Annotated in this window: 19 protein-coding genes; 4 read left to right on the top strand and 15 right to left on the bottom strand. The window is 34.9% G+C overall.

The annotated features are described in order from the left end of the window. Window positions 1–70: 70 nt before the first annotated feature. Window positions 71–1159: a DUF871 domain-containing protein gene (locus EGX95_RS02900; RefSeq protein WP_001253352.1), complete on the bottom strand. Its 1089-nt coding sequence runs from the start codon at window positions 1157–1159 to the stop codon at window positions 71–73. A gap of 318 nt (window positions 1160–1477) precedes the next feature. Here EGX95_RS02900 and EGX95_RS02895 point away from each other — a divergent pair, with 318 nt between their 5' ends. Both EGX95_RS02895 and EGX95_RS02890 read left to right on the top strand, forming a co-directional pair. Beyond that, a complete protein-coding gene (locus EGX95_RS02895; RefSeq protein WP_000503266.1) occupies window positions 1478–2680 on the top strand; it encodes an MFS transporter in 1203 nt (400 codons plus the stop codon). Window positions 2681–3011: 331 nt separating this feature from the next. Continuing rightward, entirely contained in the window at window positions 3012–4667 is a 1656-nt protein-coding gene (locus EGX95_RS02890; RefSeq protein WP_000456262.1) for a Na/Pi cotransporter family protein, read from the top strand. Between the two features lie 34 nt (window positions 4668–4701). Here EGX95_RS02890 and EGX95_RS02885 read toward each other — a convergent pair whose 3' ends face one another. Continuing rightward, complete coding sequence (locus EGX95_RS02885; RefSeq protein WP_046952048.1) at window positions 4702–5700, bottom strand: YhdH/YhfP family quinone oxidoreductase; 999 nt, start codon at window positions 5698–5700, stop codon at window positions 4702–4704. A 314-nt stretch (window positions 5701–6014) separates the two neighbouring features. Between EGX95_RS02885 and EGX95_RS02880 the strand changes: the two genes are divergently transcribed. Then, window positions 6015–7217 carry an LCP family protein gene (locus EGX95_RS02880; protein WP_000437434.1) on the top strand — a complete coding sequence of 401 codons (1203 nt, stop codon included), beginning with the start codon at window positions 6015–6017 and terminating at the stop codon, window positions 7215–7217. Window positions 7218–7365: 148 nt separating this feature from the next. Then, window positions 7366–7806 carry a YbjN domain-containing protein gene (locus EGX95_RS02875; RefSeq protein WP_000642365.1) on the top strand — a complete coding sequence of 147 codons (441 nt, stop codon included), beginning with the start codon at window positions 7366–7368 and terminating at the stop codon, window positions 7804–7806. Between the two features lie 33 nt (window positions 7807–7839). Here the strand turns inward: EGX95_RS02875 and EGX95_RS02870 are convergent, their stop codons facing one another. The 13 genes from EGX95_RS02870 to EGX95_RS30650 all read right to left on the bottom strand — a co-directional run bounded on the left by EGX95_RS02870 (window position 7840) and on the right by EGX95_RS30650 (window position 18071). Continuing rightward, on the bottom strand, window positions 7840–8604 hold the full coding sequence (locus EGX95_RS02870; protein ID WP_000060723.1) for a sulfite exporter TauE/SafE family protein: 765 nt from the start codon (window positions 8602–8604) through the stop codon (window positions 7840–7842). Between the two features lie 33 nt (window positions 8605–8637). After that, window positions 8638–9117, bottom strand: a complete 480-nt coding sequence (locus EGX95_RS02865) for a DsrE/DsrF/DrsH-like family protein (protein ID WP_000437720.1) — start codon at window positions 9115–9117, stop codon at window positions 8638–8640. Between the two features lie 60 nt (window positions 9118–9177). Continuing rightward, window positions 9178–9474, bottom strand: coding sequence for a rhodanese-like domain-containing protein (locus EGX95_RS02860; RefSeq protein ID WP_000661793.1), 297 nt, complete (start codon window positions 9472–9474; stop codon window positions 9178–9180). Between the two features lie 14 nt (window positions 9475–9488). Further along, on the bottom strand, window positions 9489–9854 hold the full coding sequence (locus EGX95_RS02855) for a rhodanese-like domain-containing protein (RefSeq protein ID WP_000382692.1): 366 nt from the start codon (window positions 9852–9854) through the stop codon (window positions 9489–9491). 19 nt (window positions 9855–9873) lie between these two features. After that, on the bottom strand, window positions 9874–10218 hold the full coding sequence (locus EGX95_RS31010) for a hypothetical protein (RefSeq protein ID WP_000499415.1): 345 nt from the start codon (window positions 10216–10218) through the stop codon (window positions 9874–9876). A 66-nt stretch (window positions 10219–10284) separates the two neighbouring features. Then, window positions 10285–10512, bottom strand: a complete 228-nt coding sequence (locus EGX95_RS02845; RefSeq protein ID WP_001101368.1) for a sulfurtransferase TusA family protein — start codon at window positions 10510–10512, stop codon at window positions 10285–10287. Window positions 10513–10536: 24 nt separating this feature from the next. Further along, entirely contained in the window at window positions 10537–10764 is a 228-nt protein-coding gene (locus EGX95_RS02840; RefSeq protein WP_000992270.1) for a sulfurtransferase TusA family protein, read from the bottom strand. Between the two features lie 38 nt (window positions 10765–10802). Then, window positions 10803–11933 carry an MBL fold metallo-hydrolase gene (locus EGX95_RS02835; protein ID WP_000114200.1) on the bottom strand — a complete coding sequence of 377 codons (1131 nt, stop codon included), beginning with the start codon at window positions 11931–11933 and terminating at the stop codon, window positions 10803–10805. Between the two features lie 38 nt (window positions 11934–11971). Further along, window positions 11972–12532, bottom strand: coding sequence for a sulfurtransferase TusA family protein (locus EGX95_RS02830; RefSeq protein ID WP_000023963.1), 561 nt, complete (start codon window positions 12530–12532; stop codon window positions 11972–11974). 88 nt (window positions 12533–12620) lie between these two features. Continuing rightward, window positions 12621–12884 (bottom strand): metal-sensitive transcriptional regulator, encoded by a 264-nt coding sequence (locus EGX95_RS02825; RefSeq protein ID WP_000456206.1) that lies wholly within the window; start codon window positions 12882–12884, stop codon window positions 12621–12623. Window positions 12885–13069: 185 nt separating this feature from the next. Next, window positions 13070–14734 carry a CoA-disulfide reductase gene (gene cdr / locus EGX95_RS02820; protein ID WP_000087596.1) on the bottom strand — a complete coding sequence of 555 codons (1665 nt, stop codon included), beginning with the start codon at window positions 14732–14734 and terminating at the stop codon, window positions 13070–13072. 135 nt (window positions 14735–14869) lie between these two features. Next, entirely contained in the window at window positions 14870–16147 is a 1278-nt protein-coding gene (locus tag EGX95_RS02815; RefSeq protein ID WP_002081645.1) for a neutral/alkaline non-lysosomal ceramidase N-terminal domain-containing protein, read from the bottom strand. A gap of 163 nt (window positions 16148–16310) precedes the next feature. Continuing rightward, entirely contained in the window at window positions 16311–18071 is a 1761-nt protein-coding gene (locus EGX95_RS30650; protein WP_000258624.1) for a collagen-like domain-containing protein, read from the bottom strand. Window positions 18072–18207: the final 136 nt, after the last annotated feature.

Here is an 18207-nt window from a genome sequence, read left to right as displayed (position 1 = left end):
CTTCCTCTCGCAATTTATATATAAAAAGGAAAAAGCTGCTGAAATCAGTAGTTTTTCCCTTTTATTTTATCTATTTCTTTAATGTAAATCCGAATTTATCCCATGCTTGCAAATAATCTAATAAGAAAATCTCTTCTTCTACAATTCGACCAACTACATTTGTTTTTCCTGTATTCACCATATCTTTTAATGCAATTTGCAATTCACCTTTATATTGGCCATATTGCTCATTATCAATTAGAAGATCGCCGCGCTTAATTTCACGTGTATGATGAGGTTTAAACTCTTCTTTTTTATATTTCACACGGCTTTGTGTAGAGCGAATCATATATTCAGATACATCCCCGCGATAAAAATGAGGTTCGTCTAATACGATAATTTTTTCTAGTTCTGTCGTTGTATCATATAACTCTATATCAAATGTTTGTTTCTCTTTATTTAATGCACCTAGTGCTTGTAATTCTACTTCTGATGCATAAGCATTCGCAATAATAACATCATCAATTAATTCTGTTGCAAATAAATGCTTCGCTTGTGTTGTCATTGGTAATTCACGATGCTGCTCTAACGTACATAATCCTTCTGTTACTGGCCAAGGTCCATATGTTGCATCAAATGATGAAATAAAAGCAGCCGTTCTCATACCGTAATCTTTAAATTGTTTCGAGCATTTAATGAAATGATCGTATGATAACCCTGAATAACGATGCGGATAAAAATTATGACAACCAATTAAATTTTCACGATTTGGTCTATGACTCATAATGTTATCTACATACTTCGTACCATTGCTCATATTAATCTCAATTTTCAAACCATACGGATTATAAGTCATAATTGATTCTTCTAATCCTGAAAAACCAACATCTAAACGAATACCGTACGCACCCAATTCATGGAAGAATGATAAATCATTATACGAAATACCTAATTGTTCAAAAACAGATGGACTAATATCCACTAATACTTGGAACCCTAATGCATTCGCATGAGAAATCGTTTCTTTAAACTCTTCTATAATTTTCTCTTTTTCACCATCTACAGATAATAAACATGTAAATACACGAGTAAATCCGTATTTACTTGCTAATGTTAAATACTCTTTATCTTTCTCTACTGTTGAATGTTCTGGATAAATAGAAATACCTAATCGTCTCATATGTACACGCCTCTTTCTTCATCATATTGTAAACCTTTTCAAATATATGTAGCGAAAAAGTATATATCCCCTTCTCATTCACTACTTTTTGAATCCGCTTTCTTTAAAGAAAAAACAATTTCTATCATTCATAACAACTACCAGTCTATACATCTATACTTTACATCTTTTTTTCATAGTTGGGTAGTCTTTCCACAAATTTGTCAGTTTTTTACCTCGAAAATTGTTGTACGTTTTCAAGGCACCTTCCTTGACTGTTTCATTGGCCAATACATATACTCGAAAGAAAAGAGAAATTTTTATATAGGGGATGAATATATGGGAGAAGCAATACTCGTAAAACGAGAACCGTTATGGACGAAAGAATTTGTTGCGCTAATTCTAGCAAACTTATGTATGTTTTTAGGATTTCAAATGTTAATTCCGACTTTACCTGTTTATGTGAAAGAAATTGGAGGTACAAGTTCCAATATTGGATTTGTTGTCGGTATGTTTACTGTTGCGGCACTTTTTGTTAGACCGCTAACTGGAAATGCCTTGCAAAAATTCAGCAAAAAAATCATTTTAATGATCGGTACTGCTATTTGTTTACTCGCTATGGGTAGTTATCTTTTCGCTTCAACTGTTTTCCTATTGCTTGCCGTTCGAATTTTACACGGAGCTGGTTTTGGTATTACAACGACTACATATGGAACTGTCGTTTCAGATTTAATTCCGCAAGCTCGCCGCGGTGAAGGCATGGGATATTTCGGTCTTTCTGGAACGATTGCAATGGCGCTCGGTCCACTTATCGGACTTTGGCTTATGCAAACATATAACTTCACGATTCTTTTTTTATGTGCACTTTCCTGTACAATTGTTTCATTAATATTAACGAAACTACTTCAAATCAAAAAATCGCCGCAATCACCACAGCAAACATCTGGTACCTTCCTTGATGGATTTATTGAACGTAAAGCTTTACTTCCTTCATTATTAATATTATGTATTACATTAATGTACGGGGGAATCGGAAGCTTTATTACGTTATTTGCTACGGAAGTCGGCATTGCTGATATAAGCCTCTTCTTCTTATTTAATGCACTTGCAATCGCTGTTACTCGTCCATTTTCCGGAAAGTTATATGATGCGAAAGGTCATTCCTTCGTAATTATTCCAGGAGTTATTATTACGTTTACAGGGATTATTTTATTGTCGTATACAACTACCATTCCAAGCTTAATTATTGCAGCAGCATGCTACGGAAGTGGTTTCGGAGCGATTCAACCTGCACTACAAGCGTGGATGATTGACCGAGTAGCACCGCACCGACGAGGAGTCGCAACAGCTACATTCTTCTCAGCATTTGACCTTGGAATTGGTGCTGGCGCGATTATTTTTGGATTCATTGCACATTTTACAAACTACGCAACTGTATATCGTTATTCCTCTCTATTACTTATTGCTTTCCTATTCATTTACATCACAAGTGTAAGAAGACAAAAGCATGGAAATAAAAACACAGAAAAAGCTGCTGGATAATTCCAGTGGCTTTTTTATCTTATTTTTGATGTTATAAAATTACATGCATTTTCCTACATATTTTTTAAATTTTCATCAAAAAATATACGATGAACTCGCAGACGCTTTCCTTGATATTCAACCGAACAATACTATTCTAAAAAGTGTGATTTCTTTACAAAATTAAGATTTATATAAGATGAAAACCAATAAAATACAGCTGTTTCTTTAAGTGATTGTAAACTTTTCTTCTCTTTGTAAATTTAGTGTAAATTTTACTAGCAAACCGTTTACACTGCCTCACGGTTCAGTTAATAATTACATCGTACATGAAATTTAAGGAGTGGAATGCGTGGAATATAATGTTCAAGATATGATCTTCCAGTTCATTGGTGGATTAGGTATTTTCTTATTCGGGATTAAATACATGGGCGATGGACTGCAACAAGCGGCTGGAGATCGTCTTCGCGATATTCTAGATCGCTTTACAACAAACCCACTGATGGGTGTACTAGCAGGTATGTTAGTTACTGTATTAATCCAATCAAGTTCAGGAACAACTGCTTTAACAGTAGGACTTGTAAGTGCCGGATTCATGACATTAAGACAAGCAATCGGTGTTATTATGGGTGCGAACATCGGTACGACAGTTACTGCATTTATTATCGGAATTAAAATCGGAGAATATGCTCTTCCAATTATGGCAGTTGGAGCTATCTTACTATTCTTCTTTAAAAATAAAAAAGTACATTCTTTAGGTCAAGTTATATTCGGTTTTGGTATGTTATTCTTCGGTTTAGAACTAATGAGCACAGGTATGAAGCCTCTTCGTTCTTTAGAGTCATTCCAGGAATTAACAGTTAGCATGAGTGATAATCCAATTTTAGGTATTGTTGTTGGTACAGTCTTCACTTTAATTGTACAAAGCTCAAGTGCAACAATCGGTATTTTACAAGAACTATTCGGTCAAGGTGCAATCGATTTACAAGCTGCCCTTCCTGTATTGTTTGGTGATAACATCGGTACAACAATTACAGCTGTATTAGCAGCAATCGGTACTTCAATTGCTGCAAGACGTGCGGCATTAGTTCACGTTATCTTTAATATTGTGGGTACAATCATCTTTACGATTTTATTAATACCTTTTACAAATTTAATTCAATATTTCCAAACGTCATTAAACTTAAATCCAGAAATGACAATTGCATTTGCACACGGAACGTTTAACGTAACGAATACAATTATTCAGTTCCCATTCATTGCAGTATTAGCATGGATTGTAACAAAAATCATCCGTGGTGAAGATTCATCTATTAACTTCAAACCGCAACATTTAAACCCAATCTTTATTGAACAATCTCCAGCTATCGCTTTAACAGAAGCTCAAAAAGAAATTATCCGTATGGCTGAGTTTTCATTAGATGGACTAAAAGAAGCAAATCAATTTTTAAACACACAAGATAAAAAACATGCTGATATGGCTACTCAATTAGAAGGAGCTATTAACAATTTAGATAAAAAAATTACCGAGTATTTAGTTTTACTATCAGAAAAACCACTTTCACCGACAGACTCTGAGAAGCATTCAGTCCTAGCAGGTGTTGTTGGAGATATTGAACGTGTCGGTGATCATGTAGAAAACCTTGTAGAACTTGTAGATTTCCAAATTTCAAACCGTGTCTCCCTATCAGACGACGCATTAGCTGAACTAAATGAAATGCTTGAGTTAACAATTTCAACATTACACGACGCAGTTGAAGCTTTAACAAACTTTGATACTGAACTAGCTCAAACTGTTATTGCGAAAGAACGTAAAATTGACCAAATGGAACGTGTTCTTCGTAAACGTCACGTATTACGTCTGAACGAACGTAGCTGTTCAGGTGATGCAAGTATCATCTTCGTTGATATGGTAAGTAACTTAGAGCGTATCGGTGATCACGCTGTAAATATTGCCGATGGTGTTTTAGGTGAACAAGGTAAAGTCAATTTAAAACAATCATTATAATAAGAAAGAGACGCTAAAGTAAGCGTCTCTTTTTTCATTTCATCTTTACAACCGTTCTTCCTTTTAACTTTCCTTGCAATATAAGTGTAAACTTCTCATCTAATTCTTCTAATGTACATTCTTCTGTATAAGATAGTAACTCTTTGTTTTCCCATTCATTTGCTAGGAGCGTCCATACATCTCTTCTCACATCTACTGGGCACTGTACAGAATCTACTCCTAACAGGCTTATGCCTCGCAAAATAAACGGATATACCGTTGTTTGTAATTCATGGCCTGCCACATTACCGCATGTCGTTATACATCCGCCATACTTTACCGTTTTTAAAGCTGTTTCTAACATATGTCCACCTACAGTATCGATAACTCCGGCGTATATTCCTTTAAGCATTGGTCTTCCTGATTCATCATTCAATTCTGCGCGATGAATCACCTTTTTCGCCCCTAGACGTAGTAGCATCTGTTCCTCTTCCATTTTCCCTGTCGCTCCTACTACGTTAAACCCTAACTTACTTAATATACTAACAGCTACACTCCCTACACCGCCTGTAGCACCCGTTACTAAAACATCGTCCATACTAGGCGTTACTCCTGCTCTAATAAGCTTATACACTGATAAAGCGGCTGTAAAACCTGCCGTCCCGTACATCATACTTTCCTTTAATGACATTCCCTCTGGTAAAGGGACAATCCAAGATGCCGGCACGCGAATATATTCTCCAAAACCACCAGAAGTATTCATCCCTAAATCATATCCCGTTACAATGACTTTATCTCCTACCTTAATGGTAGCATCTTCACTACTCACAATCACTCCTGCTGCATCAATTCCTGGCGTATGAGGATATGTTCTCGTAACACCTTTATTACCAGTGGCTGAAAGAGCGTCTTTATAATTTAGTGAAGAATAATGAACCTGTATGAATACGTCCCCTTCAGGTAAACTACTTACTTCTCTCGCTACAACGTTTCTTACAAACCGCTTACTTTCTGTTTCGTTCACAACAATTGCTCGGAATGATGTATGATTCATTATGCTCTCTCCTTTATCCGTAAATTTCTTCTTTATTATATAGAAGAAATAAGTAAACCTACTCGTTTCTTCTTGGCTATATTTCAACAAATCTTACTTCTCTATCACTTTCTCACAATACATATTTTCATTTCTACTAAAACAACTTATACTTATTCTACATCTAAAAAATATAATATAGAATATCTGACTTTTTATAAATATATTGAATTTTTACGAAATGTAAATGTTTTGTAATGTTTTTTTTCGTCAAATTTCATTATAATAAGTGGATATGAGTGTCGTATTTCAATCCAAATGAAGGAGTACAGGAAATGGAGCAAAACCCATCTTTGCAAGAAAATACACGCAGTAACCCGAAAAAAAATAAGAAAAAAATAAAAGTTATTATAAGCGCTATACTATTCGTTTTATTAATAGGCGGCGGTTATACTTGGTTTTTAGTAAATAAAGCATCTTCTGCTGTTCGAAATGCCGCACATGATTTAGCGCGCGGTGATAAATCTGATTTACGTGATAGAGTTGTAAAACCTATTACAAACAATGTCTCTGTCTTAGTAATGGGTGTTGATGAAAGCGATGTCCGAGGAAAAGAATATGGTGAAGCTATTAGAACAGATGCGCTGTTGCTTGCAACGTTTAATAAAGATAGCAAAACTGTAAAACTATTAAGTATCCCACGTGACACATATACTTATATTCCAATAGAAAAGAAAAAAGATAAAATTACACACGCTCATGCATTCGGTTCTGCTAAAAATGGAAAAAATGGTGGACCACAAGCAAGCATTGATGCAGTTGAAAAATTAATGAATGTTCCTGTCGATTATTTTGTGAAATTTAACTTTAAATCATTTATAAAAATCGTCGATGACTTGGGCGGTATTGAAGTTGATGTACCAGTTGAATTTACTGAGCAAGATAGCAATGATAATGCAGAGGCAATTCACCTAGAAAAAGGTGTTCAAAAGTTAAATGGCGAAGAAGCTCTTGCTCTTGCTAGGACAAGACACATCGATAGTGATGCAATGCGTGGACAACGTCAACAACTCGTTATCGAGGCTATTTTAAAGAAACTAACAAGTGTTGGTTCTGTAACAAAAGTTGGCAACATCATTGATGATATTAACGGACAATTCGTTACAAACTTAACATTTGATGATATGCTTTCATTCTATAAGTACGGATCGGATTCAGAAATCGAGAAATTACAAATTCAAGGTGACGACTGCTATATGGAAAAAGGTGACGATACATGTAGCAAATCCGCTGGTGGCGGCCGAACGTATTACTACAATCCAGATAAAAAAGAATTAGCAAAGGTTACAAACGATCTTCGTACTCATCTTGGATTACCTGCATATACAAAAACAGACTCTGATTCGAAAAAAACAAGTACAGAGAAAACAAAAGAATCTAAGTCTGAAAATACAAGTGAACGCGAATCAAGTAACAATGAAATGAAAAATAAAAATAGCAATGAAGATACAGAAACATCGTCTAACGACAATGAATAATAAAGAAGCAGTTCTCTATGGAGGTAGAGTACTGCTTCTTTTTATTCCGTCACAATTAAAAATCAGAACTTTCTAACTATCTTTTTTAATATTTTTAAATTATAATAAATAGTAGCAATCTATTCCAATTATCAGGGGGCTCATACATATGAAAGCTGCAGTAAAACATAACATCTCAGATTTTAAAGACTACTTAAAGTCAAACGATATATACATGGAAGAAAATATAGATGAAAATGATGGTTCTGTTCATTTTTCAGTAGGATTAGAGACAGAAGCTGGCGCAAAAATTCAACTTATCGCTGCTTTCCAAAACGAACATCCTACTGTAGATATATACTGCTTCAATGTTGCTCACGTACCTAATGAAGCAGCAACAAATGATGTTTTACATACCATTAATGAATTAAATACATCTTATCGATTTGCAAAATTCACATTAAACAAGCAAAATGCAATTGATATTTCAACATCTCTTGCATTCTCAGAGCCAAACTTTAATCCAGCACTTGTCTTTGAACATACGAGAATGCTATATAAATTAGCAAATGACGAATATAAAAACTTAATGAAAGTGATTTGGGCATAAATAAAAGGATGGGCTGCAAGCAGCGCCATCCTTTTATTTCAATATCATATCAATCCACATCTTAATAGCTGTACCTACAATCAAAATCGATAACATATATTGCAGTGCTTTTTGATTGATCTTTTTCCCTACTCGCGCTCCAAGCGGCGCTGCAAAGATACTTGCAATCGCAATAATAAGAGCTGGAATTACAACTACTTGTCCAGTTATTACTTTTCCAGTTGTAATCCCTACTGAAGAAATAAACGTAATAGCGATAGATGTTGCTATCGTTGTACGTATCGGCAATTTTAAAATAACTAGCATAATCGGAACTAAAAGGAACGAACCTCCAGCACCTATAATGCCTGATGCTCCGCCTACAATAAATGCTAACAAACTTGCTATCCATTTATTATATTTCAATTCATCACCATTATTTCGTTTCGGTACGAACATCATAATAGCAGCAATTGTTGCTAACGCTGCATAAACAACATTGACCGTATGTTCCTCTAATGCATTAGCACCAAAACTACCTATGAAACTTCCTATTAATATACTAGCTCCCATATACACAACGAGCGTTTTATCCATATCATTACTTTTCCGATAAGCCCATGCCCCTGCGAAAGTTGCAAAGAATACTTGCACCGCTGTAATACCACTCACTTCATGTGCAGTATAGCCAGTAAATCCTAGCAATACCGGAATGTATAAGATCATCGGATAATTAATAATCGCACCGCCAATTCCAACCATTCCTGATATAAACGATCCTATAAACCCAATTATAAAAAGTAATACGACTAAACTCACCTTATATCCCCCGCCTTCTAAAAAGAAGGTGATTTAAATGAATAAATTCACATTCCCATCCGAAGCATCTGCTAAATAAGCTCCTACTCCTGCAAACTCTACTCCTTCCATAATCTCTTCCTCTTTTAACCCTAATAAATCTACTGTCATTTGACAAGCGACAAGTTTAATCCCCTGTTTTTTCGCCAAATCAATTAAATCTGGTAACGGCATCGCATTATGTTTTTTCATAATACCTTTAATCATCTTTGGTCCCATACCAGCAAAATTCATTTTAGATAATCCCATCTTATCAGCGCCGCGTGGCATCATCTTTCCAAACATTTTTTCTATGAAAGTTTTCTTTACCTCTACATGTTCATCTTTCCTTAAAGCATTTAATCCCCAGAAAGTATGAAAAATAGTTACCTCTTGATCATACGCCGCTGCACCATTTGCAATAATATAAGCAGCCATCGCTTTATCATAATCTCCGCTAAATAAAACGATTGTTGTTTTCTTCTGTTGTTCCATGTTGTTTTCCCTCCAATTACCTATAGGGGTATTTTTATTTTTATAAAAAATTGTTTCGCCCTATTCTACTTTACCTTCCCACGCTAACATACCACCTACCATATTGATCACTTGAAAACCGTAGCTCTCTAAAAATTGAACAGCTCGTGCACTTCTTCCGCCAGAACGACAAACGATAATATACTCTTTCTTTTTATCCAACTCATGCATACGAAACTCCAATAGTCCTAGTGGAATATTACACGCTTCTGGAATTTTCCCTGCAGCTACTTCTTCTACTTCACGTACGTCTACGATATTTACTGCTTCTTTACGTAACAATTTTTCTTCTAATTCTTTTGCTGTCATTTCTTTCATTTTACATTTCCTCCTCACAAACCATTCATACCGCCTGAAACATTGATAACGTGCTGAAATCCTAATTTTTTTAATACTTTTGCAGCCTGCTTACTTCTCATTCCACTTTGACAAAGAACAATAACTTCTTTCTGTTTATCTAATTGTTGCGCCTTATTAGCTAGTTCATTTAATGGGATATTCCGAAACCCTTTAATATTGTTCCCTCTATACTCACCAGCTGTTCGCACATCAATAAATTGTTTATTATTTTGTCCCATCATACGTTTTAATTCTTTTCCTGAAATGTTTTTTACTCCTCTAGCTGGTAAGAATCGAGAAATAATAAACCATGATACAAGTACAATTAAGATTATATTCAATATTGTCTTCACATCCATAAAGCTATTCAAACTCCTTCTATACTTTTTTCCTATCCAAATACATACTATAACTTTGAATATGGAACCCCTTCTTTCTTAAAAAGCGTATACTTAAATTCCGATCCACTTTATTATGAACAATAAGATGCAAAGGCTTATTTGGTATTTCATGATAATACCGTTTTAAATACGCATATGGTATACACATAATTCTAGAATTGTTATCACTGTCGCTCTCTGTATAATTTCGTACATCTACAATAACACTTTCAATTTTCCTTACTTGTTCTAACGAAATATATGCAACATTTAAAACGGGAATGTAACGTTTTACTAAACTTCCCAGCACCAATACTATTAGGGATATAACTATATAGAACATATATGATTATCCTCTTTACTTTCAATAATAAGCAGATGATTTGCTCCTCCGCCTATTATTGAAATGCTATGCTTTCTTGATCCAGAACTTTAATTCACCATCTTCTTCCGTGTGTTTTAACACTTCATGACCGCCTGTTTGTGACCATGCTGGAATATCTTTAATCGCACCTTTATCTGTTGTGTGTACTTCTAGCACTTCTCCTGATTGTAATGCTTCCATTGCCTTCTTTGTTTTTACAATTGGCATTGGACACGCTAATCCTTTTACATCTAATACTTGCTTTACATTCATCTCATATACCTCCTGTTTTTATCATTAAGCCTTCTTAATCCAGAACTTTAATTCGCCTTTTTCTTCTGTATGCTTTAACACTTCATGACCGCCTGTTTGTGACCATGCTGGAATATCTTTAATCGCACCTTTATCTGTTACGTGTACTTCTAACACTTCTCCTGATTGTAATGCTTCCATTGCCTTCTTTGTTTTTACAATTGGCATTGGACACGCTAATCCTTTTACATCTAATACTTGCTTGGCATTCATTTCATATACCTCCTGTGTTTATTTCATTTGAAACCGAATTAATTATGAACAGCACAACGGTTTGGACCAATCTCCATTTCACGCTCTTCGTCTTTATTTGGATTTAATTGTCCCATATTTGTTTGACGAATTTCTTGATATGCATTCGGTTGAGGTGGTAAATTCTCTGTTACAACTTTACGGAACTCTCCCTCATCCTCAATATTTAAACCTGCATTATGCTCAAATAAATCTTTTAATTTTGCACTAACAATACCACTTTCGTCCATTTCACTTATTTTTGAATAATGAGCCGGTAACACAATTAAACTTTGAGATAGTTCTTTATATCGGCTATACAAAGTATTACGTAAATCACTTACCCAATCTTCAGCTTTCCCAGCAAGATCTGGACGCCCGATTGAATCTACAAATAAAATATCGCCTGATAATAAATAGGAATCATCTACAATAAATGACGTACTTCCAATCGTATGCCCTGGTGAGTATAATGCGTCAATTTCAATTTTAGTACCCCCCACCGTAATAACAGATCCTTCAACAAGCGGTTCGTATGAGAAAACAACTTCCTCCGCATCTTTTGGCGGTAACCAATACGTACCACCTACTTTTTCCGCTAACTTACGTCCTCCAGAAATATGGTCTGCATGTAAATGTGTATCCATTACATTCGTAATCGTAACAGCATGCTCTTTCGCAAATTCTTCATACGCTTCAACTGTTCTTACTGCATCAATAACTGCTGCTTCACCGTTTGAAACGACCATATAAGATAAACAGCCTTTTCCAAGACGGTTAAACTGATACATACTTCCGCCATTTTTTAAATCTCCAACTTTTACAGGCTTTACATATTCACTCCATGCCTTCATACCACCAGCTAAATAATAAATATTTTCTAATCCAGCCTCTGTTAATTGCTCTGCCACAAATATAGAAGACCCTTCTTTTGCGCATACTACTAAAACATCTTTATCTTTAGGTAATTCACTTACAATATGATCTACACCATCTAACAAATCAAAATACGGTTTATTTATAGATGAGATTTGTTTCCCTTCAATTTTCCAATCTTCATAATCCGTCTCATTACGAACATCTAAAATAAACAACTCTCCGAATAAAACTTTCTCTGCAACATCTTTTGCTTGTAATGATTTAACACTCATCTTTTTACCCCCTATGGTATATTTACATTTAAAAAAATTTAATTCTTTATATTCCCTTGCCACTCTAACATACCTGGAATGACATTTTTCACATTTTCATAACCTTTCTCTTTCAACATATGGCAAGCTACATCACTACGGTTACCAGTTCGGCAAACAACATAAATTTGCTTCGTCTGATCTAAAACTGCACTGTCTAACTCTCCTAACGGCACCGAAATGGCCGATGGAATATGACCAAAAGCGAATTCCGCTGCTTCTCGAACATCTAATACAATACACTCTTCATCGCTTAATAATATCTCTTCCAACTCCGTATTCGTAATTGTATGAGGATACTTTGCTACTTCGTTCACTTCATGCTCATGTGCTTTCCTAATGTAATGCATCAAAACATCGCCCTCTTGTTTCGTCCCGATATATTGATGCCCTACTTTATTTGCCCAGCTTTGTATATCTACTGTAGATCCTTTATCTGTTGCCTTAATTTCAATCACTTGTCCTGATGCCAATCCTTCTATCGCCTTCTTCGTTTTCACAATCGGCATCGGACAAGCTAACCCTTTACAATCTAAACTCATATCCACTTTTATACTCATAGTCGATTCCTCCATAACTTATATACATATACCTGTAGGGGTATATTAAAATGTTTTTGAAAATCTGTCAACACTTACGTTTGACAGATTATCGGCTTTTTACAAGTAATTGAACAGCTTCTTTAATTAACTCTTCATTTGAACCATTACCACTTTCAAACTGTTCACGCAAGCATTGCTCTAAATTCGTTCCAACAACAAGTCCAATTGTACGATCAAGTGCAGAACGAGATGCCGTTAACTGTGTAATAACCTCTCGGCAATCTTTTCCTTCTTCCATCATACGAAGCACACCACGAACTTGCCCTTCAATACGTTTCAATCTATTTTTCATATCTTGATTATATTCCATTGTATAATCACCTCATTACCATTATGTCACCATTTATAGCTTATGACAATATATTATACCCTGTAGGGTATTTTGTAAACCCCTATTTTAAACTTTTACCTTATACATTCACAAAACACAAAGCGAAACCTTCATCTATAGGCTTTCATCTTCCACCAAATTTTGAAGTGGAAGATGAAAAAATATCAATATACAACACGTTCTGGTACTACCGTTCCATACAATTTAAAACCACCATCTACATTCTTTACCTTATACCCTTTTTCCATTAACATGCGTGCTGCTACATACCCTCTCATACCAAGTTGACAAGTAATATATATTTCTTTATCTACCGGCACCTCATCCAAACGATCACGTAATTCATCTAACGGAATATTAATAGAACCTTTAATCATTCCTTGTTTTAGTTCATTAGGCTCTCGAACATCAATAAGATATCCACCATTTTCAACAATATGATCTATTTCATGCCATTGGACTGTTTCCACAAAACCATCTACTATATTACTTGCCGCATACCCTACCATGTTTACTGGATCTTTTGCAGAAGAATAGGGCGGGGCATATGATAATTCTAAATCCGGCAAATCAAGTACAGTTAAATTTGCCTTCATTGCCGTTGCGATAACATCCATACGCTTATCTACACCGTCACGACCTAGAGCCTGTGCTCCGTAAATTTTCCCACTATCTTTATTAAAAATTAATTTTATTAGCACTGGCGTAGCATTCGGATAGTATCCCGCATGCGAATTTGCCTGTACATGCACTACCTCATAGGGTATATTTAATCGTTTTAATATTTTCTCATTTACTCCCGTCGAAGCAACCGTTAAATCAAAAACTTTAGCTACAGAAGTTCCGAGTGTACCTTTATATACAGAATCTGTATGACCATGAATAATATCTGCTAACATACGACCTTGACGATTAGCTGGCCACGCTAACGGAATCATCGTTTCTGTTTCTGTAACAAAATCTTTTACTTCAATCGCATCACCAATTGCATATATATGTGGGTCCGACGTTTGAAATTTCTCATTTACTTTTATCGTCCCTCTAACTCCTAATGCTAATCCTGCATCCTTCGCTAAACTACTCTCTGGTTGTACACCAATTGCTAAAATAATCATATCTGTCTCTATAATTGAGCCACTTTTTAAACGTACAACAGTCCCATTCTCTTCTAACGCATCTACACCATCTTCAAAAACGAGCTCAACATCGTGTTTTTGAAGATGCTCATGCACATATGCCGCCATTTCATAATCGATTGGTGGCATCACTTGATTTGCCATCTCTACAAGAGTAACCTCAATCCCTCGTTCTCTTAAGTTTTCAACCATTTCCACTCCAATAAATCCGCCACCAATCACCGTCGCATGACGTGGTTTCTTCTCATCAATATACGCTTTAATACGATCAGTATCCGGTACATTCCGTAACGTAAACAACGCCTTCGCTTCTTCAATACCCGGGATAGATGGAACAATTGGTTTCGCCCCTGGTGAAAGAATTAACACATCATATTTCTCGTTATATGTTTCATTTGTCGTTACATTCTTTATCGTAATTGTTTTCTCTTCTTTATTAATCTGTACTACTTCACTCAATACACGTATATCTAAATTAAAACGCTTCGACATTCTTTCAACAGTTTGTACTAATAATTTTTGTCTTTCTGTAATGACACCGCCAATATAATATGGCAATCCACAGTTTGCGAATGAAATGTATTCACCGCGTTCAACCATAATAATTTCATCTTCCTCACTTAAACGACGAAGCCTTGCAGCTACTGATGCGCCGCCAGCAACTCCGCCTACTACAACTATTTTTCTGGACATATTTTAAACCTCCATAGTATTTAATTTTCTCAAACTTCACAAAAAACCTATACCTGTATGGGTATATAATAAATTATAAAAAATTTAATTTCAATCAATATGTCTTTCTTTCACAAATTTGAAACAAAAAAGAACTTAGATCTCTCTAAGTTCTTTTACGTATAGTTCTATAGCTTTCTGTACGATTACATCTGCTGTATTTTCCTCCGGTGGCATCAATAAATTTGTAACCGGCCCATACACAACAAGGCTTAATTCCACTTCATAACCACCATATGAAATTTCTTCCTTTGTCGGCAAGTAACCAATATATCCGTTCATATATCCACCAAAGAAAGCCAATTCATTTTGAAGATTCTCTTTCACTTCTAATGCCGTTTCCGAAAAAGGTTCCATCGGTATACCTGAAAACATACCATCATTCACTTGAAACAGTTGCACTTCTAAATCAATAGTTAAATGCCGAATACCTTGCTTATATTTCTCTAAAACGATAGTAAGCCATTTATCCGTATTCACGCCCCACTGCTTCTCAGCTAACCAAGCCATGCTTCGTATTTCATCAATTTCAGGGATATTCTTCAACTTCATTTGCACCATACTCGAAATCGTTCTTACATTTACAATTGGGCTATATGTAACTGTCGGTAACATCGTTAATACATGTCCACTAAGCGTATAAGCCATTTGTGTTAATGCTTCCTTAGAACCTCGATACTTCGCATTCACATTACCAGCAGCACCTTGAACAATAATAACAGGACAGTTTACGATCTTCTCAAGAATCTCTCTTGTCATCCCCGGATAGTCCGCTGATAATGCATCACTATCACCTTTTAAAACATTCGGATGGGCCGTACAAAATACTATAATCCCAGTTAATTCCTTCGTTTCAGCATCTTTTATTGCTAACATACCAATTCGTTTATCTACAACACCCTCTATATTTGTTCCCATCTTCGCTCTTCCATCAGATGTTCTCTCTCTTCGGTTTACTCCAATATCACCTGTCGTAACACCCCAGCCAACTTCACATCGCTTCAAGTTGTTATTCGCAGTAACAGCACCTTGCACCACATTATTTACTAAAATCGTTTTATACGACCTTACTAAAGATTGCTCACCAACAGTTTCTGGACCAGAATGTGTATGTGTATAAACAACTGTTATTCGCTCAAACGGCACATGAAGCCTACTTGCTACTCGCTCACGAATTATATTCGTATCTTCTACTAACATCCCAATATTATCAATACTTATAAACACAGTTTTCATTTCATCTTTTTCAAATACAAAAATTGTCCCATAAATACGTTCTTCAATATTATTTATTCCTGTCTCTCTATGATATCCGACAAAATCAATACCTATAGGCGGCGTAATATCCACCTTGCATACCCCTATTTTGCTCATTTAAATCGCTCCATTTCTCTATGTAACTCCCTTTTTTCAAGAATAGCATATTTGATCTTTTTCCAAATAAAAAAGAACGGAATGAAATTCAAATTTACTTTCATTCCGTTCTTTTTTATTATACTAATTCTTTCCTATTTAAATTCCCTGCACGATTTAAGGATCATTGAGAATCCTTTTTATTTTCTCTCGTGGGATTTTGCCCATTAACTTCTTCAAGTGTTCTAGCAAAAAACTCACTTTCCCTTTTATACATATCATCACTTCTTCCAAAATAAGCAGCAATACATAAAATAATTAATACCATGCTCATCGTAACTTGCCAAACATGAAGTATATTCCACAACGGAACACCATAATTTATATATGAAATATTAAAGAAACATATCGATACTGCATATACAAAAAATTCATAAACTTTACCTTCAACTATATAATCATTGATTTTACTGGAACTGGATTCTTTTTCTATATAGACTTTGGTAATATTCTGTTCACTTTTAACTTCTGTAACCATTTCATGTTTAAATGATTTTTCACTTTCTTTATCTTGAAAACCTATTTGATTGCCAAACATGATAAAGGTTAGTATATAGGCACATGTAAACATCAATACTAACTCTAAGAGACTATGTATAGCTAAGGATATTCTCAATGGTTTTCTAATGTATGTATTTTTCCAATCATGCAAATAAACCTTTTCATTTTTTTTATTATAAATCCTAACACCAACTTGAACCACATCATCATAAAATGCTTTAGCTATTTCTATTGTTCTAGAAACAAGCCTCAACAATAGTAAAATAAACAAAGTATAAATTATGCCTTTTGGATATGAATAATTACCATGTATACCAATAAAAATTACAGCAACTGCTAAAAATATAGATATAACCAAGTTGTACCAATTAGAAAACTTAACATGAAATTTAGTCATGAATTTTAGAGAGTCATTACATTGAATACATAAATCATCTTTATCAATATAGTTCTTACCACATTCATTTTTTGTTTCACTATCAATACTCCTTGTTTTGCATAAGCCTTTTGATTCTGCTTTCAAAAGGGGGTCTTCTCCTTGAACTGAATCTTGCCCTTCTGCTTTCAAAAAGGGGTCTTCTCCTTGAACTGAATCTTGCCCTTCTGCTTTCAAAAGGGGGTCTTTTCCTTGAACTGAATCTTGCCCTTCTGCTTTCAAAAGGGGGTCTTTTCCTTGAACTGAATCTTGCCCTTCTGCTTTCAAAAGGAGGTCTTTTCCTTGAACTGAATCTTGCCCTTCTGCTTTCAAAAGGAGGTCTTTTCCTTGAACTGAATCTTGCCCTTCTGCTTTCAAAAGGAGGTCTTTTCCTTGAACTGAATCTTGCCCTTCTGCTTTCAAAAGGAGGTCTTTTCCTTGAACTGAATCTTGCCCTTCTGCTTTCAAAAGGAGGTCTTCTCCTTCAAAATTACTATGTTCATGCAATTTATCCTTATTATTTTTCACAAATTCATGAAACTTATTTTTAAAAAATTTTGCTGCTGACAAATCAGGAGATAAAATTAAAATTATACTTGCTTTGATTACTCCTAATATTGTAAAAGAATCACTGTTTTTCTTGACCTGATTCTCTTTTATTCTGTTCTTATACACACTCTCCACCATGATATATATCAAATAACGCGATACGTAAGAAAATATGATCCGTGCAACCAAGGCACCTATAATAAGTTTCCAACTAAACACCTCTTCAAATGAATGCGGTCCTACCTGAACTTCTTTATAAGAAAAACAAAAAATAAAAAACAAAATAAATACGAAGAGAAATCCTACTTTACATTTATGTAAGATTCCTTCATATTTTTTCAATGTAACATAGCACTCCCTATCTATCCTTTTAATCTCCATATCCCCATATACTTCTTTGTAGTTTTCTTGTGTAACCATCTTTTATGTTCATCCTTTACATAGATTTAAACATCAACATTCGATATCACTAGTTAGATAATTAAATTGTAACTTAAATTTCTTATACAGGATCATCTTGTTTAACAAACTAAATAAATTTAATTTATCAACCTTC

The sequence above is a fragment of the Bacillus sp. FDAARGOS_527 genome, from assembly GCF_003812125.1.
Classification (GTDB): Bacteria; Bacillota; Bacilli; order Bacillales; family Bacillaceae_G; genus Bacillus_A; species Bacillus_A paranthracis.
Note: the sequence above shows the minus strand (reverse complement) of the source record. Positions and strands in the feature narration are given on the sequence as shown.

What these genes read in the sequence shown, in the direction of transcription:
- EGX95_RS02830 (WP_000023963.1), bottom strand. Translation starts at nt 12,532, where the DNA reads ATGAGTATAAAAGTGGATATGAGTTTAGATTGTAAAGGGTTAGCTTGT.
- EGX95_RS02860 (WP_000661793.1), bottom strand. Translation starts at nt 9,474, where the DNA reads ATGAAAGAAATGACAGCAAAAGAATTAGAAGAAAAATTGTTACGTAAA.
- EGX95_RS02855 (WP_000382692.1), bottom strand. Translation starts at nt 9,854, where the DNA reads ATGGATGTGAAGACAATATTGAATATAATCTTAATTGTACTTGTATCA.
- EGX95_RS30650 (WP_000258624.1), bottom strand. Translation starts at nt 18,071, where the DNA reads ATGGTTACACAAGAAAACTACAAAGAAGTATATGGGGATATGGAGATT.
- EGX95_RS02880 (WP_000437434.1), top strand. Translation starts at nt 6,015, where the DNA reads ATGGAGCAAAACCCATCTTTGCAAGAAAATACACGCAGTAACCCGAAA.
- EGX95_RS02900 (WP_001253352.1), bottom strand. Translation starts at nt 1,159, where the DNA reads ATGAGACGATTAGGTATTTCTATTTATCCAGAACATTCAACAGTAGAG.
- cdr (WP_000087596.1), bottom strand. Translation starts at nt 14,734, where the DNA reads ATGTCCAGAAAAATAGTTGTAGTAGGCGGAGTTGCTGGCGGCGCATCA.
- EGX95_RS02885 (WP_046952048.1), bottom strand. Translation starts at nt 5,700, where the DNA reads ATGAATCATACATCATTCCGAGCAATTGTTGTGAACGAAACAGAAAGT.
- EGX95_RS02845 (WP_001101368.1), bottom strand. Translation starts at nt 10,512, where the DNA reads ATGAATGTAAAGCAAGTATTAGATGTAAAAGGATTAGCGTGTCCAATG.
- EGX95_RS02825 (WP_000456206.1), bottom strand. Translation starts at nt 12,884, where the DNA reads ATGGAATATAATCAAGATATGAAAAATAGATTGAAACGTATTGAAGGG.
- EGX95_RS02835 (WP_000114200.1), bottom strand. Translation starts at nt 11,933, where the DNA reads ATGAGTGTTAAATCATTACAAGCAAAAGATGTTGCAGAGAAAGTTTTA.
- EGX95_RS31010 (WP_000499415.1), bottom strand. Translation starts at nt 10,218, where the DNA reads ATGTTCTATATAGTTATATCCCTAATAGTATTGGTGCTGGGAAGTTTA.
- EGX95_RS02815 (WP_002081645.1), bottom strand. Translation starts at nt 16,147, where the DNA reads ATGAGCAAAATAGGGGTATGCAAGGTGGATATTACGCCGCCTATAGGT.
- EGX95_RS02840 (WP_000992270.1), bottom strand. Translation starts at nt 10,764, where the DNA reads ATGAATGCCAAGCAAGTATTAGATGTAAAAGGATTAGCGTGTCCAATG.
- EGX95_RS02895 (WP_000503266.1), top strand. Translation starts at nt 1,478, where the DNA reads ATGGGAGAAGCAATACTCGTAAAACGAGAACCGTTATGGACGAAAGAA.
- EGX95_RS02875 (WP_000642365.1), top strand. Translation starts at nt 7,366, where the DNA reads ATGAAAGCTGCAGTAAAACATAACATCTCAGATTTTAAAGACTACTTA.
- EGX95_RS02865 (WP_000437720.1), bottom strand. Translation starts at nt 9,117, where the DNA reads ATGGAACAACAGAAGAAAACAACAATCGTTTTATTTAGCGGAGATTAT.